This is a genomic window from Microbacterium wangyouchuni, from assembly GCF_054072595.1.
Window position 1 is genome coordinate 347,816 of the sequence record NZ_JBSVRM010000003.1, and the last position, 26,569, is coordinate 374,384.

18 protein-coding genes are annotated in these 26,569 nt (G+C 64.6%); 6 read left to right on the forward strand and 12 right to left on the reverse strand.

The window, feature by feature from the left end; all coding sequences use genetic code 11:
• Window positions 1–15 precede the first annotated feature (15 nt).
• The 6 genes from ACW5CM_RS06735 to ACW5CM_RS06760 all read right to left on the reverse strand — a co-directional run bounded on the left by ACW5CM_RS06735 (window position 16) and on the right by ACW5CM_RS06760 (window position 11,360).
• Entirely contained in the window at window positions 16–6,051 is a 6,036-nt protein-coding gene (locus ACW5CM_RS06735) for an Ig-like domain-containing protein (protein WP_457124568.1), read from the reverse strand.
• Between the two features lie 162 nt (window positions 6,052–6,213).
• Window positions 6,214–6,783 (reverse strand): DNA-3-methyladenine glycosylase I, encoded by a 570-nt coding sequence (locus ACW5CM_RS06740; protein WP_457124569.1) that lies wholly within the window; start codon window positions 6,781–6,783, stop codon window positions 6,214–6,216.
• A gap of 31 nt (window positions 6,784–6,814) precedes the next feature.
• The gene (locus ACW5CM_RS06745) at window positions 6,815–8,875 is read right to left on the reverse strand and encodes an acyl-CoA dehydrogenase family protein (RefSeq protein WP_457124570.1); all 2,061 of its coding nucleotides are present in this window, start codon (window positions 8,873–8,875) and stop codon (window positions 6,815–6,817) included.
• 175 nt (window positions 8,876–9,050) lie between these two features.
• Complete coding sequence (locus ACW5CM_RS06750) at window positions 9,051–9,875, reverse strand: MetQ/NlpA family ABC transporter substrate-binding protein (RefSeq protein ID WP_457124571.1); 825 nt, start codon at window positions 9,873–9,875, stop codon at window positions 9,051–9,053.
• A gap of 52 nt (window positions 9,876–9,927) precedes the next feature.
• Entirely contained in the window at window positions 9,928–10,599 is a 672-nt protein-coding gene (locus ACW5CM_RS06755) for a methionine ABC transporter permease (RefSeq protein WP_439255659.1), read from the reverse strand.
• Entirely contained in the window at window positions 10,599–11,360 is a 762-nt protein-coding gene (locus ACW5CM_RS06760; protein WP_457124572.1) for a methionine ABC transporter ATP-binding protein, read from the reverse strand. The genes ACW5CM_RS06755 and ACW5CM_RS06760 overlap by 1 nt, the downstream gene beginning before the upstream one ends.
• A gap of 74 nt (window positions 11,361–11,434) precedes the next feature.
• Here ACW5CM_RS06760 and ACW5CM_RS06765 point away from each other — a divergent pair, with 74 nt between their 5' ends.
• Window positions 11,435–11,851 (forward strand): OsmC family protein, encoded by a 417-nt coding sequence (locus ACW5CM_RS06765; RefSeq protein ID WP_457124573.1) that lies wholly within the window; start codon window positions 11,435–11,437, stop codon window positions 11,849–11,851.
• Here the strand turns inward: ACW5CM_RS06765 and ACW5CM_RS06770 are convergent.
• The 6 genes from ACW5CM_RS06770 to recQ all read right to left on the reverse strand — a co-directional run bounded on the left by ACW5CM_RS06770 (window position 11,840) and on the right by recQ (window position 21,844).
• Window positions 11,840–12,880, reverse strand: coding sequence for an HTTM domain-containing protein (locus ACW5CM_RS06770; protein ID WP_457124574.1), 1,041 nt, complete (start codon window positions 12,878–12,880; stop codon window positions 11,840–11,842). The genes ACW5CM_RS06765 and ACW5CM_RS06770 overlap by 12 nt on opposite strands.
• Complete coding sequence (locus ACW5CM_RS06775; protein WP_457124575.1) at window positions 12,825–13,592, reverse strand: DUF5819 family protein; 768 nt, start codon at window positions 13,590–13,592, stop codon at window positions 12,825–12,827. The genes ACW5CM_RS06770 and ACW5CM_RS06775 overlap by 56 nt, the downstream gene beginning before the upstream one ends.
• A gap of 59 nt (window positions 13,593–13,651) precedes the next feature.
• Window positions 13,652–14,743, reverse strand: coding sequence for an HTTM domain-containing protein (locus ACW5CM_RS06780; RefSeq protein WP_457124576.1), 1,092 nt, complete (start codon window positions 14,741–14,743; stop codon window positions 13,652–13,654).
• Entirely contained in the window at window positions 14,740–15,564 is an 825-nt protein-coding gene (locus ACW5CM_RS06785; protein ID WP_457124577.1) for a DUF5819 family protein, read from the reverse strand. The genes ACW5CM_RS06780 and ACW5CM_RS06785 overlap by 4 nt, the downstream gene beginning before the upstream one ends.
• Before the next feature lie 76 nt (window positions 15,565–15,640).
• A complete protein-coding gene (locus ACW5CM_RS06790) occupies window positions 15,641–19,555 on the reverse strand; it encodes a choice-of-anchor G family protein (protein WP_457124578.1) in 3,915 nt (1,304 codons plus the stop codon).
• A gap of 270 nt (window positions 19,556–19,825) precedes the next feature.
• Complete coding sequence (gene recQ / locus ACW5CM_RS06795) at window positions 19,826–21,844, reverse strand: DNA helicase RecQ (protein WP_457124579.1); 2,019 nt, start codon at window positions 21,842–21,844, stop codon at window positions 19,826–19,828.
• Window positions 21,845–21,949: 105 nt separating this feature from the next.
• Here recQ and ACW5CM_RS06800 point away from each other — a divergent pair, with 105 nt between their 5' ends.
• The 5 genes from ACW5CM_RS06800 to ACW5CM_RS06820 all read left to right on the forward strand — a co-directional run bounded on the left by ACW5CM_RS06800 (window position 21,950) and on the right by ACW5CM_RS06820 (window position 26,553).
• The gene (locus ACW5CM_RS06800; protein ID WP_457124580.1) at window positions 21,950–22,276 is read left to right on the forward strand and encodes a GNAT family N-acetyltransferase; all 327 of its coding nucleotides are present in this window, start codon (window positions 21,950–21,952) and stop codon (window positions 22,274–22,276) included.
• Window positions 22,273–23,205 carry a pirin family protein gene (locus ACW5CM_RS06805; RefSeq protein ID WP_457124581.1) on the forward strand — a complete coding sequence of 311 codons (933 nt, stop codon included), beginning with the start codon at window positions 22,273–22,275 and terminating at the stop codon, window positions 23,203–23,205. Before ACW5CM_RS06800 ends, ACW5CM_RS06805 begins: the two co-directional genes overlap by 4 nt.
• 95 nt (window positions 23,206–23,300) lie before the next feature.
• Window positions 23,301–23,843 (forward strand): ECF transporter S component, encoded by a 543-nt coding sequence (locus ACW5CM_RS06810; RefSeq protein ID WP_438252897.1) that lies wholly within the window; start codon window positions 23,301–23,303, stop codon window positions 23,841–23,843.
• Window positions 23,844–23,938: 95 nt separating this feature from the next.
• Entirely contained in the window at window positions 23,939–25,723 is a 1,785-nt protein-coding gene (locus tag ACW5CM_RS06815) for an ABC transporter ATP-binding protein (RefSeq protein WP_457124582.1), read from the forward strand.
• Window positions 25,720–26,553: an energy-coupling factor transporter transmembrane component T family protein gene (locus tag ACW5CM_RS06820; RefSeq protein WP_457124583.1), complete on the forward strand. Its 834-nt coding sequence runs from the start codon at window positions 25,720–25,722 to the stop codon at window positions 26,551–26,553. Before ACW5CM_RS06815 ends, ACW5CM_RS06820 begins: the two co-directional genes overlap by 4 nt.
• Window positions 26,554–26,569: the final 16 nt, after the last annotated feature.

The following is a 26,569-nucleotide window of genomic DNA, read 5'->3' on the forward strand; positions in this document are numbered from 1 at the left end:
GAATTCTTCGCGTGATCAGCGCCAGGTAAAGGGCTCTGAGTAGCGGTCAAGCTCCTGGATGTAAACGCGGATTGTGTTGCCGGGGTTGCCGTAGAAGCAGCTCAACTGGACGGTTCCGTTCGCCGGAACATTCTTCGTCATTCCGCCGAAACGAGGCCTTCCACCGTCATCGCAATACAGCGCATAGTTGCCGGAGCTACGGAAGTTCTTGGTGGTGAGCGTGACGTAGGCGCACGAATAGGTCGAGCACTCGGCTCGGTTGACAGGGTCGCCCTTGCCGGCTGTGAGCACCTCAGCCGGGGGCGGCGGTGGCGGCGGCTTGGGGGCAGTGTTGGCCACTGCCGAGGCGATCGGTGCGACATTGCCCAGCGAATCAGTCACGCGGACCGTAATGTCGTGGGTCTGGTCGTAGTCGTTACCCGCATCGCGGGTTCCGGTCTTACCGACATTGAGCTGCCACGCGCCGCCGTTAATGCTGATATCGACCTGGATCGGCCGGCCGTTCCCGGAGCCGTTGGCATTCCACGACAGCGTCACCTTCTGCGCGTGGCCGACAGCGTCGGCGGTGGGCGCGAATGGTGTGCCGTACGGGACCGCCGATGCGGAACCGGATGCCGCTCCCGCGTATGTGCTTCCGCCCACGGTCGCAACCCCACGCACCTGCACCGCGTAGGTGGTGCCGTTGGTCAGGCCGCCGATGCGCGTGCCATCCCAGTTGCGCTGCCACGCGCCGCTGTTCAGGCGGTACTCATAGACGATCTCGTCGGCGCGGGCGCCGTTGCGAGGACCGGGAGTGAATGCGACGTCAATGAACTTGTCGCCGGGAGCCGCGGTGACAGCGGTCGGTGCGCCCGGGGCGATGACGCCGCGGCGTTCGACCGAGGGGTCGCTCCACTCGCCCCAGCCGGCCTTGTTCTGTGCGCGGATCCGGTAGGTGTACCCGGACTCGGAGGTGTCCACGGTGGCTGCGAAACTGGTCGTCCCTGCGGCCACATCGTGGGTTCTCACAACGGTCGATCCGCGGCGGATTTCCAACTGGTATCCGTCGATGCCATCACCGTTGTTAGCGGGCGCGACCCAGTTGATCTGCATCTGCGCCTGGTTGCCCACCGAGGTGAGCTCGGCCGTGGTCGGCTGTGCTGGTTTCATCGGAGGCCCGGCGGGGATCACCGATGCCGACCAGCCGCTCCAACTCGACGGCTCGGGCGCCTGGTTGTGCGCTCGCACCTTCACCTCATAGTCAGCGCCGTTCTCCAGCCCCTCCCAGACGACGGAGTTGCCGGTGACGACCTTCTGCACGATTCCGGACGGCGGTGCGGGCGAAATCTCCAGCGTGAAACTGTCCACCGGCGACCCCGGTGTCGTCGGCGTCTTCCACGCCACCTTCAGCGAGCGGTCGCCGAAGACCAGCGTCGGCGGGTTCGGAGTGTCCGGGCGCGCATCAGGTCGCGCGATCTCGGAGCTCTGCGACGGCTCCGACTCTCCGACCCGGTTCGTCGCGGTGACCTCGAAGGCGTATTCGACGTTGTTGGTGAGCCCCGAAAGCGTGCACGTCGTGGACGTGCACTCCTTCGTGTACGGGCTGCCCGTGACCGATTTCACCGTGTAGTGATCGATCTCTGCGCCGTTGTTCGACGGGGCGGAGTACGACAGCACCACGGTGCGATCCTGCACGCTCGTTACGACCGGGATCCCCGGGGCATCCGGAACGCCCTGGACCGTCAGCACGATCTGGCCATCGGCCTCGCGGTCGGGATCTTTGGTCGCATCCTGGATGCGATAACTCACAACCATGGTTCCGACGAAGTTGGCATCCGGGGTGACCTCGACGCGGTCGTCCTTGATAGCGATTGCACCCTCGCCCGATTCCCGCTCGATCCGCACCACCTTCAGCGGCGTCTCCGGGAAGGGGTTGAAGTCGTTCTCGAGCACGGGAACAGAGATCATCTCGCCCTGATCCGCCCGCGTGAACGTGTCCGTGTTAGCTGCAGGCATAGGCCTGGTCGACGCCGACACCGTCACCGAGACGGAGCCCTCGATCGGGTCGGTCTCGCCGTCTGTGATGCGCAGCGGCAGGGTCAGCGCGGTGCCCTTATCGGCGTCGGTCGACGCCTCGACCGACAGAATGCTGCCTTCGATGCTCGCCGATACGCCGTCGCCCGGGTTGCGCACAAGTGTGTAGTCGTGGGTGTCGTCTTCATCCGGGTCAGTCGTGAGCGCGGCGAGATCGACCGTTACTGCTTCTTCTCCCGGCGCCACGGTGACGGTGGCCCCGGTGAATGTCGGCGGTTCATTCGCCGGCGGCAGCACGGTGACGGGAATCGACAGTGTTGCCTTGCGACCGTTCGGGTCGTCCACGCTCGTGCCGTCTGTGACCTCGAACATCAGAACATCCTGGCCAAAGTACCGCTCGGCGGACGTGTAGACGAGAGTGTGCGCGTCCTGCACCAGATCGGCGCCGTTGGAGTGGATCGCGCTCACTTTGGCGTGCTCAGTGATCATCACTCTGCCGCCGCCAGCGACGGTGACGTAGTCCGCGAGCGGTACGATCTTCGTCTCGCCGCTGACAACCTCGATCGGCTCCACAGCAGGGTTCAGGTCGGGTCGCAGGTCCTTCGACGCGGGAACAAAGATGAATGCCGATGTCTGCAGGTCGTCACGATCGGTGATCGTGTAGCGGATGAGCTGGAGGGTCTCGCCGACCGTGACGCGCACCTTGCCGTCGTCGAGCAGCGTGGCTCCCGCGCCGACGGCAAGTTCCAGCTCTTCGACCGTGCCGTCCGGATCCTCATCGTTGGCGAGGACGTCGAGATCGGCGGTCAGCTGATCCTCCTCGAGGTCCGTGAGCTGCACCCGATCATCGGCCGCGATCGGCGGCAGCAGCGGCACGTCCTCATTGACCGTGATGCTCAGCACCGCAGATGCCGTGGCACCGCGGGAGTCCTGGATCGTGTACTGCAACGACGTCTCCAGGGGACGATCCGGCACCTGGACCAGCACACGGTCCCCCGACACCCGCGCCGATAAGCCCTCGATGTCGGGCAGCTGCAGCCCGTCTTCGACCAGCGCGACCTGGTCACCTTCCGGATCGGAGTCGTTCTCCGTGACCGGTACCGCCACTTCGCGTCCAGGTCGCACGACGACAGCGTCCTTCACCGCGAAGGGTGCCTGGTTCATCTGCTCGGGCGGGGCGATACCGACACGGATCGTAGCGACGCCTTCCTTGCCGAGGCGGTCACGCACGCGGTAGGTGAAGGTGTCGGCTCCGGTGGACGTGTCGAGTGCCTCATAGGTGATGTAGTCCGCTGCGACATCGACAATGCGCCCCTTGGTGGGGTTGGTGGCCGGCCCCATGAGCTCGACCGAGTCGCCGTCCTCGTCGATGCCGTGCAACGGAATCGGGATGTGCACCGTACTGCCGCTGAGGGTTCGCGCCACGACATCGCGGGGGCGCGGGGCGGCGTTGGTCTCGACATCCACCGGGAGGATCTGGATGGTGATGTATCCGGCGGCCTTGTTCTGATGGGAGTCGACCACTTCATAGGTCGCATAGACGGTCTTCGGCTCATCGCCGGCGCGGAACCGGACGGTGTCCTGCGACACGAACGCTTCGCCGTCCTCCGGGTCGATGAGCGGATCGATGAGGTCCGGGGAGACGTGCATGGCGTCGTCGCTGGGGTGCGTGTCGTTGTCGAGAACCGGGATGGTGACGACGTCACCGGCGCGCACCTGCACGCTGTCGTCGTTCGCGACCGGCGCGAGGATCTCCTCTGGCGCGGGGATCGGGATGACGATGACTTCACCCTCGGCCGTTTTCGAGCCGTTCGATATGCGGTAGGTGACGCGGACCTGATCCTGCAGCGTGCCCTGGTCGGTGATCCGCAGCATTTCGTGGTTCAGCACCGACACCGAGATGCCGCTGCTCGGCTCCACGGAGACCGACTGCACGACGAGGATGCCGCCGGCCGGGTCGGAGTCGTTGTTGAGCACGCCGATGAGCGCATCGCCGCCGGTCGGCAGCAGTGCGACATCTCGCACCGCGACCGGGGGCAGGTCGGTCTCTTCGGCATCAACCACGTCGATGCGGACGAGACCCTTGCCACCCTTCGCGCCGGCGGTGACGAGATACTGCACGTAATAGACACCGGTTTTATCTGCCGAGAACGTGAAGGTCTTGTTGTCGAAGTCGGGAAGGATCGTCGTGCCGGGCACCTCCAACACGCGTGCGAGCCGAAGCGGTTCGCGGCTGGTGCTGGTGTCGTTGGCGAGGGGCGCGACGGTGACCTGCTCACCGATTCGCGTCACCACGTGATCGGCGTTCGTCTTCGGATCCGTCGATCCGGGAGGCCGCACATCGAGGATGATCGTGCTGGTGGCGGTTTTCTGCTGACCGTCGGCGACGATCACCTGGATCTCTTTACGACCCTGTGGACTCGCGACAGCGCGATAGGTGATCTGGCCGTCCGTGGTGAAGTCGACCTCATCGCCCTCGGCAGGAACGACATCCTTCAGATAGATGTCGTCGCCGTCAGGATCGATCCAGTCCGGAAGGATGTTGTACGACAGCGTGCCGCCGCTCTCCACTGCGAGCGTGGTCTGCCGTTTCGGTTTCGGCGCGCCGTTCTTGGTCGAATCATGAACGCTCAGGGTGACGGTCGCGGTGTCTTTTCCGCCGCGGCCGTCATCGACTTCGTAGGCGAAGGAGGCTGAGCCCGACGCGTTCTCGGCGACCGCGATCTGCAGCGCACCGCCGTTCTGGATCTGCTGCACGGTGCCGATAGAGGGCTGGTCCTGGATGAGGGATGCCACCAGGACGTCGCCGTCCGAGTCGTTGTCGTTGTCGAGCACCGGCAGCAGCGCGGTACCGCCAGGACGCACGCCGTAGGAGTCGTCTTCGGCGACCGGAACGGTGTTGATCTCGGTGCGCTCGGGCAGCGTCGTCTCGACGGTCTCCTCAGTGGATTCCTCATCCTCTTCGGTATCGCCCTCCGGAGGCGTGAGGTCACTCCAGTTGTCGATGCGCTGGAGGCTCTCGTCTGCGAGCCAGGCTGCGCCGCCGATGGCGTCGTTGAGCACGATGACGTCGCGGTTCACGCGGAAGGTGAGACTGGCGGACTCGGTGCCCTCCGGGATATCGGCGAGCACGTCGCTGCCGTCACCGGGGCACTCGCGGATGAACTTCCCCGATGCCGCCCACGCGCCGTAGACGCAGCCGCGCAGTGAAACCGGGACTGCCGGAGCGCCCTGCGCTCCGGTGCTGGTCCGCTGCAGTTCACTGCCATCCAGGGGAACACTCAACAGTTCCGACGTTGTCGCGATGGCCACAGCATCCGTCTGTGCTGATGCCATCTGCAGCACGGCGCCGTCTGCGCGCTCGATCTCGGTGCGGAACCCGCCGGGAGTCATCACGGCGCCCTCAGCGGCATCAAGTACCACCGGTGTGCTGCCGACCGCGGTGATGCTCGGCGTGACGGATGTGCCGATCTCGCCGACGGATTCAACGGTCGGTTCCAGCGGCGCACCCTCGTTGTCGACGGGCACGGTGACGACCTCGCCGCGTTCGCCGGACAGCCCGAACACGGTGCCGTCCTGGGCGACCGCGACGTCGGCGTTCGGGCCGAGTTCGACGAGCGGTTCGCTGCCGCGGATCTCCAGCCCGGCGATGCCGGCAACCGGCACGACCCACAGATCGCCGGACTTCTGATCAAGAATCGCAGCGGTGTCGTGGCCGAGTGCGACCTTTGCATCCGCGGGCAGGGTCGTGCTGTCGCCGAGTGAAACTCGGGCCGGGTCGACCGAGGTGAGCGCGGAGTCGCCTGAGTCGACGACGAGTACGGTCTCCTCGTCCTGCAGGATGTCGAACTGCTCACCGCTGTTGCGCAGGCCGCCGTCGAGGACCGTCGACTCGTGGTTGAAATGGCCGACGAGCAGGCTGGAGGTTTTGGTGATCCAGACGCCGCCGTCGTTCAGGTCGACTTTGGTAGTGGGATTGCCGTCATAGACGAAGGCGAGTGTGCCGATGGCGACGACCGCGGCCGTGACTGCTGACACGGAGGCAGCTGTCTTCGGTTTCGCGCGCAACCATGACAGCGCCTTCATAGTCAGTATTCCCCCCGGTGTACTTGATAGGTCGTTCGGCCACAGCGGGCCCCGACACACCGGTACATCCTAACTGCCGTTTCTCCGGGCACAGGCGGGGAGAACTGCCCATCGTCACTGAGCGCGCCAGCACCCTTCGACGTGATCATCGACCATTCCGGACGACTGCATGAGGGCGTACATCGTGGTCGCGCCGACGAATCGGAAACCGCGCTTGCGGAGCGTCTTGCTCATCTCGGTCGACTCAGCAGTGATCGCCGGGACGTCGGCGAATGAGCGCGGGCGGATGCCCACGGCCGGGGCGAACGACCACATCAGGTCATCGAGTTCGCCCGGTTCCATGTCGGTCACCAGCCGCGCGTTGCCGATCGTCGCGAGAATCTTGGCGCGGTTGCGGATGATTCCAGCATCCGTCATCAAGCGTTCCACATCGTCGTCGTCGTAGGCGGCGACGACGGCCGGCTCGAACCCGTGGAACACCTCGCGAAACCGCGGGCGTTTCCGCAGGATGGTGATCCAGCTCAGGCCCGCCTGGAACCCCTCCAGCGCCATCTTCTCGAACAGGGCGCGGTCGCCGTGCAGGGCGACGCCCCATTCCTCATCGTGGTACCGCGCATATTCGGCATCCACCCCGACCCACGCGCAGCGCGCACGGCCGTCAGTTCCGGTGAGAAGAGAGGTCATGAGACCAGGGTATGGCGGGCCTCCGACGCCGTCAGCCCTTCGCCTTCTTCTTCATCGCCTTCTCCGAGATCGGGGCTGTGCCGGATGCTTCGAGATCGGCGTAGTACGCCCGCGCCTCGTCCTGGCGCTGCTGCTCGATACCGCTCGCGATCGGTGCGCGCACGTGCTCGGGCTCGTAGCCGAATGCCCCGACCAGGTCGAGCGCGTGCGGACGAAGCCGCAGGCACAGCCGGTCGATGTAGCTCGACACGGCGGCCGCGCGCTGCGTCGACAGCCGGCCGTTGATGATGTGCCAGGCGAGGTGCTTCTCGATCAGTTGCAGACCGAACAGGTCACGCAACCACGTCAGCACCTGTTGGGTGTCCTCGTCGGGGATACTGTTCACGGCATCCGTGAAGGCCTCCCACTGCAGCAGCTCGCCGTGCGCACGCGCCGCTTCGATGAGGTCTGCCTGATTCTCGTTGAAGAGCTTCTCGCCGAGGACCCGGTCCTTGCCCGCCGGGCGCAGGCGTCCGGCGATGTCCGCGACCATCTGCTGCACGCGGTCGGCGAGCAGTTCGTGCTGCTGGTCAGCGCGCAGCCCGTTCTCCACCGAACGCGCGGTCGATCCGAAATCGGCGATGTTCTGGCCGAAGCGGCGAAGCCCCGCGCCGTGGAACACCTTGCCCGCGGTGTGCCCGACCGCATACTTCGCGAGGGCGGCAGCATCCTTGTCCTTGAACTGCGCGGCGAAATCGGTGAGCAGCCGCTTGCCAGCCAGCTGCAACAGGATGTTGTTGTCGCCTTCGAACGTGACGTAGATGTCCAGGTCCTGCCGGAGGCCGACGAGACGGTTCTCGAACATGTACCCGGCACCGCCACAGGCTTCGCGGGCCTCCTGCAGGGTGTCCAGCGCATGCCAGGTCGACAGCGGCTTGAGCGCTGCGGCCAGCGTTTCGAGGTCTTCGCGGTCATCCGGGGTGTCGGTGCGGCCCGAGAAGACGCCGTCGAACTTCTGCAGGAACTCGTCGTGCGCGAAGATCTGCGCGTAGGTGGTAGCCAAGCGGGGCAGCAGGCGGCGCTGGTGCTTGCCGTAGTCGAGCAGCAGGACCTCCTGCCCGTCGGCGCCATCGAACTGGCGGCGCTGGGTCGCATACGTGATGGCGATGTGCAGGGCGAGGGCGGATGCCCACGACGCCGCGCCATCGAGCGAAACGCGGCCCTGCACCAGGGTGCCGAGCATCGTGAAGAAGCGGCGGCCGGGACTGTCGATCGGGCTCGTGTAGGTGCCGTCGACGGCGACATCGCCGTACTTGTTGAGCAGGTTCGTACGCGGGACACGAACGTTGTCGAACGAGAGCCGGCCGTTGTCGATGCCGTTCAGCCCGCCCTTGAGCCCGTCGTCCTCACGGGTGATTCCGGGAAGATCGTTCCCGTCGTCGCCGCGCAGCGGCACGTAGAAGCAGTGCACGCCGTGGCTGACACCGTTCGTGATCAGTTGCGCGAAGACGGTGGCCGCGATGCCGTGCAGGGCGGCGTTGCCGAGGAACTCCTTCGTCGCTGCGCGGAACGGAGTGTTGATGACGAACTCTTCGGTCTCGGGATCGTAGGTGGCGGTCGTGCTGGCGGATGCCACGTCCGATCCGTGCCCGATCTCGGTCATCGCGAACGCGCCGGGGATGGACAGATCCATCACTCCGGGCAGCCACTTCCGGTGGTGTTCGTCCGTACCGAGCTGGTGGATCGCTGAGCCGAACAGCCCCCATTGCACGCCGGCTTTGATCTGCAGGCTCGGGTCGGCGGCGACGAGCTCTTCGAAGCCGGAGATGTTCGCGCCGTTGTTCTCTTCGCCGCCGAAAGCCTTCGGAAAAGCGCGGTGCACGGACTTGTTCTCGACGAGCAGGTGCAGCTGGCTGAGCACGCGCTCGCGGTGTTCGTCCTTGCCGAGATCATCGATGCGCCAGAAGGCCGGGTCCTTGATCATCTCGCGGGCGGTGCGGCGCGTGTCGGCCCAGGTGCCCAGCAGCAGATCATTAACGCGCGCGACATCAATGCGCGGAGTGTCGTCTGCGGCATCGGTGTTCTTCGAAGTGCGGACAGCGGCGTCGACCATGGTTTTCCCCTCAGAGAGAAGTAAGGATGCTTCAACCGTAGGAGTCCTCCAACGCTCACCCAAGCGGGCTGTGCAAGTCCTCCAACGACAACGCAGACTGTGCCCCGGTGCTGTTGTCACCAGGCCACAGTCTGCGCTGTTTCGGCGTGCTGTTCGGCGCGCTGTGTCGGCGTGCTTAGAACGCTACGTCGATGGTGCCGTTGGACTCGATGACCTCGCGCACCTCATCGCTGGCGAATGCCGCCTTGAGCGCTGCGGTGGCTTCACTGTCAGCATCCTCACCGCGCACGGCGACGTACAGCGCGAACCGGTCGTCGAGCTCGGTGATGAGCCCGTCGTCTTCCGGATTCAGGCCCAGCGCCGAAATGTGCGAGGGCCACTGGTAGACGAGGTCGGCCTCTTCATAAGCGGCGTTGAGCGAACTGATCGGCACCTCGAGGAACTCGACGTTCTTCGGGTTCTCGGCGATGTCATCGATCGTCGCCGCGTACGGGTCGACGCCGCTTTCCAGGGTGATTACGTCGTTCGCGTCAAGGAGTTTGAGCGCACGACCGAGGTTCGAGGCGTCGTTCGGCACGGCCACGGTGGCGCCGTCGGGCAAGTCGGCGATGTCGTCGAGCGTCTTCGAGTAGAACGCGATGACGAAGTTGTAGACCGGCTGCACAGCGACGAGGGTTCCGTCGTTGCCGGCGTTGAACTCCTGCATGTACGGCTCGTGCTGCGAGAAGTTCGCGTATGCCTCTCCGTCGTTGACGATCGTGTTCGCCGTGACATAGTCGGACACCTCGACGAGTTCGATCTCAAAGCCGTCTTCGATCGCTTCGCCAGCAGCCTCGACGACGTCGGTCATCGGAGCGGTGACGGCCGCGACTTTAAGGATGGTGGGTTCGGCGGGTGCGGCATCCGTTTCGCCGGTTGCCGTTCCGGATGCTGTGCAGCCGGCGAGTGCGACGGTGAGGCCGAGGGTTGCGGCGAGGATGCCGAGGCGAGGAGCTCGCATGATTCCTTCTCTCTATATGAGGTGCAGTGCTGTGCGTGGTGGCGGGCGCTTGTCAGCGGTGGTCGAGCCGCTCGGAGGTGCGGTGGCCGACCGCTTGGATCGCGAGCACGCAGACGACGATGATCGCGATGGTGATGTACATGAGGGCGTCGTTGTACTCCTGGTAGCCGTAGCGCATGGCGAAGTCGCCGATGCCGCCGCCTCCGACGACGCCGAGCACGGTGGAGTACGACAGCAGGCTGATCGCGGCCGAGGTGAGTGCGTAGACCAGGCCCGAGCGCGCCTCCGGCAGCAGCACGCGCCAGACTGCCTGCGGGAGCGTGGCTCCCATGGCTACGGCGACGCGGGAGATGCCCGGCGGGATCTCCCGCAGGATCTGCTCGACCAGACGCGCGTAGATCGCGACAGCGACGAAGCACAGCGGCAGCGTTGCGGCTTGGGTGCCGAAGCTAGTGCCGATCACCGTGCGGGTGAAGGGGATGAGGAAGACCACCAGGAGCAGGAACGGAAAGGAGCGGACGATGTTGATGTACATGTTCGCCGTCGACCAGACTGGCCGGTTCTCTGCGATGCCGCCGCGCTGGGTGAGGAACACCAGCATCCCGAGCGGGAGTCCGAGCAGCACGGCCGCCGCGAGCGAGACGATCATCATGTATCCGGTCTCGGCGAGGGCTTCGGCAATGTCTTCGCCGTACTCGGCGAGCAGGTCAGTGAGCCAAGTCATCACATCAGCTCCCGCTTGACCTGCTCGTAGTAGCTGGGCATCGCGTTCAGGTCGCTCTTGTTGACCGAGAAGAGTGCGCGCATGCGGCCGCGTTCGAGCAGCAGGGCGCGGTCGCAGATCGCTTTGACGACGTCGAGGTCGTGCGAGATGACGACGATGGTGGTGCCGAGCTTTTCTCGGGCCGCGAGGAGCACTTTGAGCACTTCGGCGGTGGTTGCGGCATCCAGTGATGAGGTGGGCTCGTCGCACAGCAGCAGGGCCGGATGGGTGATGAGTGCGCGGGCGATGCCGACGCGCTGTTTCTCGCCACCACTGAGTTGGGCGGGGAAATGGTCGGCGCGGTGGGTGAGTCCGACGAAGGCGAGCATCTCGTCGACGGCAGCACGTCGCTCGGCGCGGGTTGTTCGCGTCTTCGACATCGTGAAGGGCAGTTCGACGTTCTGGCGCACCGTGCGACTGCTGAGCAGATGGATGCCCTGGAAGACGACGCCGACATCGCGGCGGAGTGCACGCAGTTCTCGGCGAGTGCGACCGGCGACCGGTGCGCCGTCGACGCGCACTTCTCCGCGTTCGGCGATGGTGAGGCCGTTGATGAGTTCGAGAAGGGTCGTCTTGCCCGCGCCGCTCTCGCCGATGACACCGAAGATCTCACCGCGTTTGATGGCGAAGGCGATGCTGTCGAGGGCCGGATGCTGGCCGCGCCGACCGTAGTCTTTGGTGACGTCGTCGAACTCGACGATCGTCGTGCTCGTTGATTCCATCGATGCCTGCCGCTTCCGTTGCTCGCGGCCCCATCGCCCAGAGTTGGTGTACTGCGTCCAACTATAGTTGAGATATGAGCATGAAGTACCGGACCGAGGCAATCAACCGTGACGGCGGCGATGGGGTCGCCCAGATTCCCGACGGGCTCACCGTGACCGTGTCATCGCCGTTGAATCCCGATCGTGATCCTGCCGGCACGAACCCCGAGCAGCTTCTCGCGCTCGCCTGGTCGACGTGCCTGAATGCTACGGCGCAGGCTGTTGTTGCTCGCCAGTCGCGGACGGCCGTGCGCGTCGAGGTCGAGTTGCATCACGCTTCAGAGGAGTCTGGCTACGAGTTCCACGTAGACGGCTATCTGTCTGTGGAAGGCGCGGATGCTGCCGAGACCGAGCGCGTGCTCGCGGCAGCGCACGCCCGCTGCCCGGTATCGAAATTATTGGGTGGGGCAGCGAACGTGCGCGTGAACGTCGAGGCTTACTCAGTCAGTTGACCGCCGGGGGGCGGGTGCACGTTCTGCGACCTTCTCTTCGATGAGTGCACCCAGTTTCGTCGAGCGGAGCCAACCCGTGACGCTCACCCAGGTGGAGTCGCGGATGAAGAGCAGGTCAAGAGCGATCATCACGAGGGAGAACGGCCAGAGGCCGAGCAGAATGCCGATCCCCGCGTGCATGAACACGAGCGAGACAAGCACGAAGATTCGGCTAGGACGCCAGAGCAGCGCGATCGGGAACAGCGTCTGCACCCACAGCGCCACGAAGGTCGCAATGTAGATGACCAGGGACGATTGCCACAGCAGTTCGTTGAATGCGGGGTAGAGCATGAAGGCGTCGATGCGCAGCGAGTAAAAGAGCGCCGTCCCGCCCAACCATTCATCGCCGGAAAGCTTCCAGATACCCGAAACGACGTAGATGATGATGATCTGGAAACAGCACAGGACCAGAGCCGCGTTGTGAGCTGCATTTGCGAGATACGCGGGTACAAGCCGCCTGCGAATTCCACGGCGTGATGCCCGATGCTTGGCCAGCCACGAATCAACCGAGAAGTGCGCGCCGAGGTTCGCGAAGATAAGGAACAACAAGGTGATGCGGTAAATAGTGTCGCCGCCGTTAAGGACGTACGGGTTATTTGCTTGCACGGCAAATACGAGCACCAGGACCAACACGGTGGCTAGTCGCGTGCGGTAGCCGATCGTAAACAGGATCACGAGCACGATCAACAGGAAAAATACGATGTCGAACACCAGCGGGTTGTCCTTAGGGAGCAACGTGTCAAAGGTGAAAAAGCCCCGACGCTTCGCTTCAGGGTCAACCCAAAAAGATGCGGTACCCCACAGCAGGGAGCGTTCGGGAATGCTTGGGACGAGCGTGATCAGCAGCCCCACCCCGTAGAGGATACGCAGCACTGCAAAGCTGCGCAGGTTGTGCGATGCGGAGGTAAGCCACCCAAGCCAGCTGTCGAAGCGATCACTCAGCTTCACGGATGGCCTCCTGGAACTCGAATGTCGCGCCGGTGCGCTCAATGAGCGCGCGGTAGTCAGCCACAACATCAGGGGCGGTCACGACGTTGGACTCACGCCATCCGAACGTAGTGACGGACGGCGTGAACTGCGCTTCTTCATCAAAGCGATGTGTGAAGTCGTTGGGACGCTCGCTGACTATGCGCCACTGGACTCGTTCGATCTTCTCGTTGAACCCTGCGGTCGCAAAAAGAGTCGCCACCCGCATCATCATGTAGTCCATGCGGAGGTAGCGGATGACATCGCCGTCATCCTTCCCGAGCTCTTCGACCAGCGTTTCGGTGGGGATCGGTCGGAAGTCGTCGCCATCCACCTCAATAAAGGTGTCACGCACGCGCGTCCGCTGATCGGCATCCAGCTTGTTGTAACGCTCAAGAAAGGTCCCCGCAGCGTTCCACGCGGGCTTCTGGATACGCGAAGGGAATGGATTTCCTTGTACTGTTCGCTGCTCGATCTGAGTGATGCTCACCCATCCGGATTTGACCAGATCCCCGCCCTCGTCTCGCCAGCTGGCTCGAAACTCGAGGGAACGGTTCGCTTTCATGACACTCGGTGCGAAAATCTTCCACGTCTGCCCGAAGTACGGCAGCGCAACGGCGCGGACCTCGCTACGCAGTGGGGTGCCTGGGGGCGAGACGATAAGGATCGTCCCGATCGCGACGATGAGTACAACGATCGTGGCGACGATTCCCGTCACGCGTTGCGCCATATTCATCTTCCCACTCTAGCGAGCGGGGACGCTCTGGTTCCCCCTGCTCCGACGCGGCTGTACGGTCACGTCACGAGCGTGGATACCGGCAATCGACTCGAATTCTTCCACCGGGCCACGGTGCCGGCGCTGAGCCGTTCCCAACTGCGATCGCGGATGAAGATCGAGTCAATAGCGATCATCGTGAGCGAGAACCACGGCAGTCCCATGAGAACGCCGATGCCAATGTGGAACGACAGGATCCCGATCAGCCCGATGAGCCGTGTCGGTCGGGTGAGTAGCATCAGCGGGAACGCGACCTGCAGGAGGATCGACCCCCAACTGAACGCGACGACCATCGGCCCCCACGCGGTCACCAGATCACTGAGCACCGGCCAGGTGCCGAAGCGAGCAGTGTGCAGCGGGTTGTAAACCGCGTACCCCTCCGACCACGGCGTTCCGCCGGCCTTGAACAGCGCACCGGATGCATACACGAAGCAGACCTGCGCGGTGAGCGCCACCAGGGCGAGGTTGTGAAACACCGTCCCGATCTGCGCTGGCTGGCTTCCGGGAGCGAACCACTCCCCCTTTTTGGCGCGCCGGCGCGCGTCCAGAGACCAGCGGGCGGCGGGATCGGCGAAGAACAGCAATAGGAGCGCGATCCGGAACATGTTGTCGCCCTGGTCGCCGACCATGTCGTTGGCCTCGATGAAACCGACCCACATACAGAAGAAGATCGGATGCACGATGCGGAAGCGCCAGCCGGCGACAAAGAGCACCGCGAGCACGCCAAGCAGCAGGTAGAGCATCGTGTAAAGGACGTCGTTGCCCATCGCCGCATGGAACGTACTGAAGATCCAGATCTTCGGGAAGTCGCTGACGGGCTCGGCGAGTTCGCCGTTCCATGCCGAGCCGGACCCGAACGTGTACAGCCGGGTGCCAAAGTTCGCTGCCAGTAGGCCGAGCGCTGTGACGCCGAAGAGGATACGGGTCACCGCGAGTCCGTAGAGCGCTTTCTTTCCGTCGTAGAGGAAACGCTCGATGAACCCGCTGATCTGCGCGATCGCTGAGACCACCATTGCCCAGAGGCCCGCGATCATACTGCCGGCAAAGGTGAGCACCCGTGTACTCACAGGGACGACCTGGCCGGTCGACGCCTCGGTCTTAGTGGCCGTCATCCCTGGGTCCTCTCGAACTGCGCGCGGAACACGTCACCAAAATTGTCACGACTCTGGCCGGGCTCTTCCACCGGAGCTCGCCAACCCGTGGTCGATATACTCGGTTCTGGGCGTTGCGCTGCAGCGTCGTTGCGCTCGGCGAACGGTACGACATTCTGCCGGCTGACACGGTACTGCACTTGAAGCACGTCACTTCCCCAGATCGCATAAGCGACTTGTGTGGCGTATGCCGTGGACAGGTGTTCCTGCTCCATATACGTCACGGTGGACGGGCCGTCTTCGAGCTTGTCGAAGGATCCCACCATCCAGTCTTCCCAGCCGTCCTTGGCGAAATCGAGTGCGACGACAGCCTGCTGCTCTGCGTTGAGCTTGTTGTAGGCGCCTGCCAGTCCGCTCGCTACCTCGGTAGATTGGACTCCGGCGCGGGGAGGAAACAGGTTGTACTGGATCATTGAGAGCTCCACATCTGTGGCGCTCACCCATCCGGTGGTGACGTCTTCACCGTCTACGTCGATGACGGCACGTACGTTGAAGTGGTAGTCGCCGTTGATCGGCTCGGGCGCAAACACGCTCCATGATTGGCCGAACATCGGAAGCATGTAGGCAGACAGCACCTTCTGCGTAGGGATCTCACGCAGTGCTGACGGGGGTGCGATCCACAGGAACGACGCTGCCACGTGCCAAAGACAGAACAAACAGGCGATGAGCGCGATCAGGCGCACCACCCACGTCGGCTTCGGGTACGGTCGCACGGCGGCGGATGCAGATGGTGTGGCGTCCTCCGTCATATCGACAGGTTCTTCATTTCGTTTCGTCGTCATGCGCGACCGTTCCCTATCATCACCGAGAGGTCGGGACCACCACCAAGGCGGCCCCGACCTCTACAGTGTCATTGCTTTACTCTGCGTGCATCCGGGTGCGACGGTTGCGAGCGATCAGCGCGGTGCCGATCCCCAGCATGACGAGCAGCGCACCGAGCGCAACCCATCCCATCGTGGGCTCGCCACCGGTTGCCGCCAGTCCATCTGCGACGACCTTGAACGTGCCAGAAACCGAACCGGATTCCGCACCGGTGAGAGTCACCGAGTGGTTGCCGAGATCGGTGCCTGCCGGGATCGTCCAAGTGAACGTCACGGTACCTTCCGCATTCGCCACCTGGGTGCCGAGTGCCAGCGGGGCGGAGTTCATCACACCGGTGACGACCTCGCCTGCCTTGAAGCCGGTACCGATTGCAGTCTGCTTGTCGCCACGCTCGAGCACAGGCGCCTTGACGGTGATCCCGAGTTCGTTCGCGTTAGCGTCCGCATCGCTTGAACCAGAGGCCGAGCTACTACCACTTGCGTTCGACGAAGCACTGGCCGAAGCCGACGCCGCCGCGTCAGACGAAGCGTCCGCAGATGCCGTCGCCGTAGACGCTGCGCTCGCAGATGCCGAAGCATTCGCGTTCGCCGTTGCGGTGGAAGCAGCGTTCGAGTTCGACGAGTTGTCTGCCTGGGCCGAAGCCTGAGCAGCAACCGCAGCCGACGCGTTCGCGTTCACCGTTGCATCCGTGGAAGCATCCGCCGAAGCGGTTGCGGTAGCAGCAGCCTGAGCCGCAGCCTGAGCCGAGGCATCCGCCGCAGCCGAAGCCGTGGTCGATGCATCCGCCTGAGCCGCAGCCTGCGCCGCAACCTGAGCCGAAGCGTTGCTGTCGTCATCCGCGTTCGTTGACGCAGACGCGGATGCCGAAGCATTTGCGTTCACATCAGTCGTGGCAGACGAGTCGGCGTCAGCTGTGGCAGTTGCCGTGGTCGACGCTGCAGCTGCCGGGTCAGCAGCGGCCGAAGCCGACGAGTCTGCCGCGGCCGTGGCCGATGCAGAAGCCGACGAGGTAGCCGTCGAAGCAGCGTCAGCTGCAGCAGCAGCGTTCGCGTCCGCCGCAGCAGTCGCATCAGCACTCGTCGTCGACGACGCATCCGCCTGAGCAGCAGCCTGAGCAGCAACCGCAGCCGAAGCGTTCGCGTCGGTCGTGACATCAGCCGAAGCATCAGCCGACGACGTCGCCGTCGCCGCAACATCAGCCGCAGCCGAAGCCGTTGCATCCGCCGCAGCCGAAGCCGTCGTCGACGCATCCGCCTGAGCAGCAGCCTGAGCCGCAACCTGAGCCGAAGCATTGCTGTCGTCATCCGCGTTCGCCGAAGCAGAAGCCGAAGCCGCCGCGTTCGCGTTCACATCAGCCGTCGCAGTAGCGTCCGTCGTTGCCGAAGCATCCGGGTCAGCAGCAGCATCCGCAGCCGCAGCCGCAGAGGCATCAGCAGACGACGTTGCCGTAGAAGCAACGCTTGCCGCAGAACCCGCGTCCGCATCTGCCGCAGCAGTCGCATCAGCACTCGTCGTCGACGACGCATCCGCCTGAGCAGCAGCCTGAGCAGCAACCGCAGCCGAAGCGTTCGCGTCGGTCGTGACATCAGCCGAAGCATCAGCCGACGACGTCGCCGTCGCCGCAACATCAGCCGCAGCCGAAGCCGTTGCATCCGCCGCAGCCGAAGCCGTCGTCGACGCATCCGCCTGAGCAGCAGCCTGAGCCGCAACCTGAGCCGAAGCATTGCTGTCGTCATCCGCGTTCGCCGAAGCAGAAGCCGAAGCCGCCGCGTTCGCGTTCACATCAGCATCAGCAGTCGCCGCGGCGTCAGCTGCCGCAGCAGCCTCAACCGTGATCGTGTCAGACGCCGTGTTACCCGCGGCGTCCGTACCGACAACCGTGTAGTCACCAGCAGCAGCATCCGCAGGAACGGTCAGAACCGTGTCCGCCGGGAACGCGCCATCAGCGTCAGTCGTGACCGTGATCGGACCAGCGACAACGTTGCCGTCCGCATCCTCGATCTGCACGGTCACAGCCGTGTCTGCCGGCCAACCCGTCGACGTCACCGTCGTGTCCGAACCCGCAACAACCGGGCTCGACGCATCCAGAACCGGAGTGAAGACAACTGCCTCGACCGTGATGGTGTCCTCAGCGGTGTTTCCATCCGCGTCCGTACCGACAACCGTGTAGTCACCAGCAGCAGCATCCGCAGGAACGGTCAGAACCGTGTCCGCCGGGAACGCGCCATCAGCGTCAGTCGTGACCGTGATCGGACCAGCGACAACGTTGCCGTCCGCATCCTCGATCTGCACGGTCACAGCCGTGTCTGCCGGCCAACCCGTCGACGTCACCGTCGTGTCCGAACCCGCAACAACCGGGCTCGACGCATCCAGAACCGGAGTGAAAACGAGATCATCCGCTCGCACCGTCGATGAGCCCAGATCCAGATTCAGAGCGTTCAGGCTGGGCAGCAGCTCCAGGCTGATTGCATTCACCGTGAACGACTCGGCGCCGAGGTAGCCCTCTTCAACCGGTGTCTTCTCTGTCGGCTGCTCATTGATCGTGATCTCCACGACTTCGTTCAGCGCGTCCAGAACCGGAGCGAGCCCCGTAAGAACCGGGTTCACGATGCCGTTGACCGTCGGGGCGAGGCCCGTTGTGATCGTGGTGAGCAGTGTGTTGATAACCGGAGCGAGGCCGTCCACCAGCAGGTCGATCACCGGGGTCGTAATCAGGCCGAGGAGTGTACCGATATCGATCCCTAGCAGATCGCCGACAACGTCCACGACCGGGTCCCCAGGAAGCGCACCGGTCAGCTGACCGAGCGTCGCATCGACCGTCACATCGAGGTCGGCGGTGAGGAGCGCAACCGACAATTCCGCGCCCAGTTCGATGTGAACGCCGAGGTTGTTTACCAGATCGGTGACCACCGTCGTAACCTTCGTGGTCAGCGTGCCGAGCGCGTCTGCGACCGCCGTCGTGATCGTAGCGATCGTGGCGTCGTTGAGCACCGGCGTGTTCGGGAGGAGCCCGTTCAGATCCGTCGCCGCGGGACCGTTTACGACCTTGGCTAGATCGACCGAGACGAGGCCGCTCGCAAGATCGATCGAGACGATGCCGTTCGGGTCCGCAAGGGGCTCATTGATAAGCGTGTTGCTCGCCGCGGTGATCGCGTCATCGAGACCGACAAGCTCGACGCTTCCGCCGCCGATCGCAATGTTGAGAAGGAGCGGGATGCCGAGGTCAAGGTCCACCGCCCCGACGACGGAGTCCAGGACTCCGCCAGCACCAACAGCTGCGTTCAGTGTGTCCCCGACACTGTTCAGCACGCCGTCGAGTCCGGTACTGACTCCACCGACGAGGGGGCTGGAGATCTCCAGGCCTGCGTCAGCTACGACATATTCTGGCGCGAAGTCGACTCCGGTCGCGGTACCGGTTGCAGTCGCAGTCGACGCGACAGCGCCGACCTCGAGCGCGAGGTTGTCGACGATGAGGTCGGTGACGCCGGCGACACCGAGCTGCGTGAGCAAGTCGGTGAGGTTGACCGTGGCATTGCCGTAGGCACCAGGGTTGTTGATGTCGGTGGCGATTGCCCCATCTGCACCCAACGCACCCGCGCTTGCCGTAGATGTATTCGCCGTCGGCGATCCGGCGAACGAGCTCAGGGCTCCGAGTTCACCAAGATCCAGCAATCCAGCCGCGGCTGGCGTCGAAATCAGCGGAAGCTGAAGACCGCCGCCGAGGTCGACAGTCAAGCCCTCGAGAAGGGTGAGATCGAGCGGCGTGACCTCAGGCCCGACGTCGCTCGGGTTGCCGCTGACAGCCTGCGAGACATCGAGAAGTCCCCCGCCCAGCAGTTCGGTTCTGATGACCTGGCCGAGCGCCTCAGAATCATCGGTGGGTGCGGCGACTGCGCCGCTGGCGCCGAAGGCACTTCCTGCGACCACGGCGGTTGCCGTCGCGATCGCCACGAATCTCCGCTTTCGCAGAGCTCTCCTCTTATTAACCACTTACTGCCCCTCCCGTGATGCGGACTAAGTACGCGTCACAAGACCCTCCCCAGGCGTCGACGCATGCCGACAGAGCTCGTGTCCTGCAAGTATGGTCTATTTCCTAAGAAAGTGTCCAGCAGATTCTCAGGTTTTAGACACCCTTTCAGATGAACTTCGCGTGAAGCTCCTTGTGAACGCGCGCCTGTCCGCCCCCTCGAACCGAAATGAAATCGTTATCGCCGTTGTGCGTCAGTTCGCAGCGACCACGGCGAGCACGGCATCCCCGTATGCTTCACGCTTCTTCTCGCCGATGCCAGTGATCCCGTCGAGCTGGGCCAGCGACGCCGGACGCAACTCGGCGAGCGCCCGCAGCGTCGCATCGCCGAACACGATGTACGCGGGCTTGCCGATCTCCTTGGCCGTTTCCGCACGCCAGACCCGCAGGGCTTCGAAGAGCGAACGGTCACCCTCGGCCACAGCATCCGATGCTGCCGACGCCTTACGCGCACGACTCGCGCTGACGCGTCCGATCGTGTCTTTACGCAGCGGCACAGCCATCTCGCCGCTGAGCACTCCCCCGGCCGCGCCACCCGGCGCGAGCGTTCCGTAATCTCCCTGCGCCACGAGGATGCCCCGGGCCAGCAACTGCCGCACAACACTGCGCCAGTCCTGATCCGAGAGGTCTGCGCCGATCCCGTACGTGGCCAGGCCGTCATGCTTCTGCTGGCGAACGCGATCGTTTGACGTCCCACGCAGAATGTCGATGAGGTGCCCCGCGCCGAAAGCCTGATTCCGTTCGCGCTTGAGCCGAACAATCGTCGACAGCAGCTTCTGCGCCGGAACCAACCCGTCAAACGTCTCCGGCTTCTCGAGGCACGTGTCGCAGTTCCCACACGCCCCGGAGCGCTGACCGAAGTAGTTCAACAGGTTCTGCCGACGGCACTCGACCGTCTCGCACAGCCCCAGCATCGCGTCGAGGTGCTGACCCATCCGCATCTTGAACGTGCGATCGCCCGGGCTCTTATCGATCAGGCGCCGCTGCTGCACCACGTCACCGAGCCCGTATGCCATCCACGCCACCGACGGCTCACCGTCTCGCCCGGCACGACCGGTCTCCTGGTAGTAGCCCTCGACGGATTTCGGCAGATCGATATGCGCCACGAAACGCACGTCCGGCTTATCGATGCCCATTCCGAAGGCGATCGTCGCGACCATGACGACGCCGTCCTCACGCAAGAATCGCGACTGGTTCGACATGCGCACATCAGCGGGGAGCCCCGCGTGATACGGCAATGCATCGAATCCCTGCGCGGCCAGATACGTCGCCGTCTGCTCGACAGATTTGCGACTCAGCGCATAGACGATGCCGGCAGATCCCTCGGGCTGCGACCGCAGAAATGCCACCAGCTGCTTGCGCGGTTCGACCTTCGCAACGATGCGGTACTGAATGTTCGGCCGGTCGAAACTCGCGACGAAATGCTTCGCCGAATCCAGCTGCAGACGCTCCGTGAGCTCCTTGTGCGTGGCGCGTGTTGCGGTCGCCGTCAGCGCCATCCGCGGAACCCCAGGGAACCGCTCGCCCAGGTCGCCCAGCGTCAGATAGTCGGGGCGGAAATCATGCCCCCACTGCGACACACAGTGCGCCTCGTCGATGGCGATCACGCTGAGCACGCCCTGTTGCAGCAGTCGCGTCGTCGCCGGCGACGACAGCCGCTCGGGAGCAACATAGATGAGGTCGAGTTCACCGGCGATGTAGGCGCGCTCGATCTCCGCACGCTCGGATGCGGACTGCGTCGAGTTCAGGTACCCGGCATTCACGCCGTTGGCGCGCAGCGCATCGACCTGATCGTGCATGAGAGCAATAAGCGGACTGATCACCAATCCGGTGCCCTCTCGCACGAGCGCGGGCACCTGGTAGGTGATGCTCTTTCCCCCACCGGTTGGCATCAGCACGACAGCATCCCCACCGCCGATCACCTGATCGACGATCGCCGCCTGGTCACCTCGAAACGCGTCATAACCGAAGACCGTGTGCAGGGCCTCGCCAGCGGTCGCGTAACGCGACGGCGCCGCCTTTCGAACAGCGGATGCCGCGGCAGGAGCCCCCACCGTGGCAACAGGGCCCGGCCCCCAATCCAAAGGCGGCTCGTAGCCTGCCCCCTGAGGCTCCCAGTCCATCGGCTCCGGGGGCTGCTCGTCGTCCCACGGCTCGGGCGCCCGGTCATCCCACGGCAGGTCCTCGTACGGGTCACCGGGAATCTGTTGCATCCCTCCAGCGTATCCACCCGCGCTGACAGCGCTGGGCGTCTTTCCACAGATCGGCCGCTGTGTCCGCGCCCTGTTCTAGGGTGGGAGCACAGCGAAGGAGCAGCCATGACTGATGAACCCACCGTCACCCGCAACGACGAGGCGTCCCGCTACGAGATCCATCTCGGTGGCGTTCTCGCCGGCTTCGCTGACTTCCGGCTTCGGGACGGCGAGATCCTGTTCACCCACACCGAAGTCGACCCGGCTTTTCAGGGCAAGGGATTGGCGTCGATCCTCGCTTCGAATGCGCTGGCGGATGCTGTGACCTCAGGCGCCACGATCGTGCCCTACTGCCCGTACATCGCGAGCTACTTGAAGAAGAACGAGGTCGCGGGCGCAACCGTGCGCTGGCCGCAGCTTCCCACAGACCCCGTGGATGCGGCGGGCACATGACCATCGGGCAACGCGTGATCTCGCTCGAGCCGCGCGAAGTCCCCCTCGGCGGTGTGCGCGCGATGACGGTGCTGCGCACGCTTCCCAACCGCGATCTGCCCACGGTCGGAGCCTGGTGCTTCCTCGACCGGTTCGGCCCCGACGAAGTGCGCATGCGGGTCGAACCGCATCCGCATATCGGCTTGCAGACGGTGACCTGGCCCCTGGTGGGCGAGCAGCGCCACCGCGATTCGCTGGACAGTGATGTCACCCTCAAACGCGGACAGCTGAACCTCATGACCGCGGGCAACGGCATCTCGCACTCCGAGTATTCGCTCGGTGAAGAGGCGCTCCCCCTCGATGCGTTGCAATTCTGGGTTGTGTTGCCGGAGTCAGCGCGCCATGGTGCGCCCGGCTTCGAGCAGCACACTTCGCTGCCTGAGGTGAGACTTCCCGCCACCGAGGGCGCGGATGCCACAGCGACGATCGTGCTCGGTGAGTTCGCCGGAATGCGCTCACCCGCGACCGTGCACACGCCGATCGTCGGGGCGGAGATCTCGGTCCCCGCCGGCGGTCGCGTCACGCTGCCGCTCAATCCTGCGTGGGAGCACGCGATCATCCTCGTCGACGGTGACATCTCGGTCGCCGAGCAGCCCCTGGCCCGCAACGAGATGCTCTATCTCGGAGACTCGCGCGAACACGTGGATGTGTCGACGACCGATGGTGCGCTGCTCTTCGTGCTCGGTGGTGAGCCGTTCGAAGAAGACCTCATCATGTGGTGGAATTTCGCCGCTCGCACGCACGACGAGATCGCCAGTGCGCGTGCCGACTGGGAGAATCCGGATGCGTCGGCACAGCGTTTCGGTCATGTCGTCACCCACGGCACCGAGCGCATCCCCGCCCCGGAACTGCCGCGCGTGGTGTTGAAACCACGGCATCGACGGATCTAGGACCTCGCGCCGGGCATGCCGGCAGCTGGGACAGGGATGTTTTGTTCCGGGATGCTGCGAAGCCGGGTGTAGCCGCGCGACAGTAGGCTGATCCTGTGCCGAAAACCCGTGTGCTGTCGACCCGAGTGCTCCTCGTCTGCGCGGCCATCGGCGTCGCGACCGGCCTCGTCTCCGCAGCGTGGGCGGGTCTGCACGTTGTCGTCGCACTCGGTGCGGTGCCACTGTACGGACTCGTACTCGGATTCCATGCCCTCCCCGGTGTGATCGCACAGCAGGTGCTCCGCGCTCCCTGGGTCGCCCTGATCACGCACGCGATCGCAGCGCTCATCGGTATCGCATTCGTACCTGCCATGGCCGGACGCTACATCTTGGCCGCTGTCGTCTTCGGCGGAGTACAGGAGGGCGTCTCCGCTCTGCTGCGCTACCGCCATTGGGAAGCATGGCGGTTCCTGCTGTCCGCCGCTGTCACTGGCGTCGTTATCGCCGTCCCCCTCTGGTTCGCGTTCGACGTCGGCTCTTTCCCGCTCTGGGGCAACATCGGCTTCGTCGTCCTCTTCATTCTCGGCCCGGTGCTGTGGACGGTTATCGGACTCGGCATCGGATCCGCGCTGCGCCGCGCTGGCGTCATCCGGGTCTGAGTCAACCCGGTGGTGCGCGCCAGGTAAGGGTCGGCTAACCTATACTCGTACCGTTTCACCGGGACTGCCGTCCCTGAGCTTGCCGAAGGGTTGCCGTGCGCACACCTCTGCTTCGCGTGCGTAACCTCTCGCTGACCCACTCTGGTGCTGAGCGTCCTTCCCCGAGCAACGTCACCTTCGACGTGCATCCGGGCGAAGTGATCCTCCTCCTCGGCCCGAGCGGATCCGGCAAGTCCACCCTGACACTCGCTTTGAACGGTCTGATCCCGCAGTCAATCCCGGCAAAAGTGACCGGCACCGTCGACGTCGCGGGGCGCAGCACGATCGACACCCCGGTCGCAGAACTCAGCACCTCAGTGGCGATGGTCTTCCAAGACCCCGACGCGCAGTTGGTCACCGGCACACTGTTCGACGAAGTCGCCTTCGCGCTCGAGAACCTGCTTGTTCCCGTCGACGAGGTGCTCGAACGCGCAGAACTCGCGCTGCGCCGGGTGGGCCTCTGGGAGCGACGCAACGAGAACCCCGACCGGCTGTCCGGCGGCGGACGCCAACGCCTGGCCATCGCCTGCGCCATCGCAACCGGGTCTGCGCTGATCGTGCTCGATGAACCGACCGCGAACCTGGACCCGCAGGGCATCGACGATGTGTACGACGCCCTCAGCGATCTGGTCTCGGTCGGCGATCGGGCAGTCATCCTCGTGGAGCACAATCTCGATGCCGCCATGCGCTTCGTCACCCGGACCATCGTGCTCGATCAGCAGGGCCGGCTGGCCTTCGACGGTCCGGTCGATGAGATCCTCCGCGGAAACACCGAAGAACTCATCGACATGGGTGTCTGGCTGCCTGCAGCGACTCTGGCAGGACGGACACTGCGCGAGCGCGGCATCCTGCCTCCGCACACCCCGCTCCCGCTGACCCCGGACGAGCTGGCCGCACTGACCTCCGGCATCCCGACGGCACACTTGCAGGGAGAAATCACACCTGCAGGGCAACACGCCGAGGTTTCCCCCGACATCCGCGCATCGGCCCTGCATCCGGCCCGGCCGGAGGCGACTTCGACCGTGCATCCGGGCCAGCCGGAGGCGACTTCGACCAGTGTCATCCGCGCCCGCGGTCTGAAAGTGAAGCGCGGCCGCCACGAAATCCTGCACGGCATCGACCTGGACATCCCGGCGGGCTCCCTCACCGCGATCGTCGGAGCCAACGGCGCCGGGAAGACCACGCTCATCCAGGCTCTTGCGGGCGTGGTTCCGCCACCGAAGCGGCGTGTTTCGATCGATGGCCTCGATCCCGCCACCGCGTCGCCGGGCGATCTCGTCTCTCGCATCGGTTTTGTGTTCCAAAATCCTGAACATCAGTTCATCGCGCACACCGTGTTCGATGAGTTGGCGCACGGACTGCGCCAAGCATGGTCGCACCCCACGAAACCGTCCGCGGCGGAGATCGCCGATCGCGTGGGCGAGCTGCTGCAGAGATTCGGCCTGACCGAGAAGGCAGACGTGCATCCGTTCCTCCTCTCCGGCGGCGAGAAGCGACGTCTCTCGGTGGGCACGGCACTCATCACCCGCCCGCGCGTGCTCGCACTGGACGAACCCACGTTCGGACAAGACCGCGCCCGGGCAGCTGAACTGCTGCACCTGCTCAGCGAGCTGCGCGCCGAGGGTACGACGATCATCATCGTCACTCACGATCTGCAGCTCGTCGCCGAGCACGCCACCCACACGGTGATCCTCAACGACGGACGCCTCCACGCCTCTGGCCCCACCGCCGAGCTGTTCGCGACTGACTCGCTCTTCGAATCCGCCGGGCTGCGACTGCCGGTCCTGCATCGCGCACTGTCTCCGCAGATGCGCGGCCTGCTCACCGAGGGTGTGCGATGACCACCATCACCTCCCCCACGAAGACGATCGATCCGTACACACCGGGAGTTCCCGCGCCGTCGTGGCGCTTCCTGCACCGACTCAATCCGCTGTCGAAGGTCGCGGCGGTCGCACCGGCGATGGTCGCTCTCGTATTCGTGCGCGACCTTGCGATCCCGGCATCCTTCCTCGTGCTCGCATACGCCGTGATCCTTGTCGGCGCACGCATCACCTGGCGCTCCGCGGCTCTGCTGTTTCTCGTACTGCCCCTCGGAATCAGCGCAGTCGGAGTCGGATTCTCGCTCTGGGTGGATGCGGCCAGCGTCGACGATACGGCCGCGCTGTTGCAGATCGGCAACTGGATCCTGTTCAGCGGCGCGCTGCAGGTCGGCTTCGCCACGGCGCTGCGCCTGGGTGCGATCCTCGCGCTCGCGCTCATCGGCGGACTCACCACGACCGGTCCTGACCTCGTTCGTGCCAGCATCCAACAATTGCGGGTGCCGTACCGGATCGGCTACACGGCGCTGGCTGCCTACCGCTTCGTGCCCCGATTCGGGTACGAGCTGAGTGTGATCCGGGCTGCGCATCGCGTGCGCGGTCACAGCGCGGGCGGCCTGTGGGGTGGACGCGGACCCTTTGCCCGCATTGCTCGCGGCTGGGGGTACATCGTGCCGCTGCTGGCCGGTGCTATCCGTCACGCCGAGCGCGTGGCTCTGGCGATGGATGCCCGCGCCTTCGGCGCCTACCCCACTCGTACGGAGCGGTACCTCGTACCCTTCCGCACCCGCGACGTCGTATTCATCGTTGTGCTGCTCGCAGCATCCGCCGCGATCTTCATCACGCTGCTCTAACAGCCCGCGAAACTTC

Bases quoted from the DNA above. Each gene is read 5' to 3' on its own strand.
- ACW5CM_RS06740 (WP_457124569.1), bottom strand. From the start codon at position 6,783: ATGACCTCTCTTCTCACCGGAACTGACGGCCGTGCGCGCTGCGCGTGG.
- ACW5CM_RS06745 (WP_457124570.1), bottom strand. From the start codon at position 8,875: ATGGTCGACGCCGCTGTCCGCACTTCGAAGAACACCGATGCCGCAGAC.
- ACW5CM_RS06750 (WP_457124571.1), bottom strand. From the start codon at position 9,875: ATGCGAGCTCCTCGCCTCGGCATCCTCGCCGCAACCCTCGGCCTCACC.
- ACW5CM_RS06755 (WP_439255659.1), bottom strand. From the start codon at position 10,599: ATGACTTGGCTCACTGACCTGCTCGCCGAGTACGGCGAAGACATTGCC.
- ACW5CM_RS06760 (WP_457124572.1), bottom strand. From the start codon at position 11,360: ATGGAATCAACGAGCACGACGATCGTCGAGTTCGACGACGTCACCAAA.
- ACW5CM_RS06765 (WP_457124573.1), top strand. From the start codon at position 11,435: ATGAGCATGAAGTACCGGACCGAGGCAATCAACCGTGACGGCGGCGAT.
- ACW5CM_RS06775 (WP_457124575.1), bottom strand. From the start codon at position 13,592: ATGAATATGGCGCAACGCGTGACGGGAATCGTCGCCACGATCGTTGTA.
- ACW5CM_RS06780 (WP_457124576.1), bottom strand. From the start codon at position 14,743: ATGACGGCCACTAAGACCGAGGCGTCGACCGGCCAGGTCGTCCCTGTG.
- ACW5CM_RS06785 (WP_457124577.1), bottom strand. From the start codon at position 15,564: ATGACGACGAAACGAAATGAAGAACCTGTCGATATGACGGAGGACGCC.
- recQ (WP_457124579.1), bottom strand. From the start codon at position 21,844: ATGCAACAGATTCCCGGTGACCCGTACGAGGACCTGCCGTGGGATGAC.
- ACW5CM_RS06800 (WP_457124580.1), top strand. From the start codon at position 21,950: ATGACTGATGAACCCACCGTCACCCGCAACGACGAGGCGTCCCGCTAC.
- ACW5CM_RS06805 (WP_457124581.1), top strand. From the start codon at position 22,273: ATGACCATCGGGCAACGCGTGATCTCGCTCGAGCCGCGCGAAGTCCCC.
- ACW5CM_RS06820 (WP_457124583.1), top strand. From the start codon at position 25,720: ATGACCACCATCACCTCCCCCACGAAGACGATCGATCCGTACACACCG.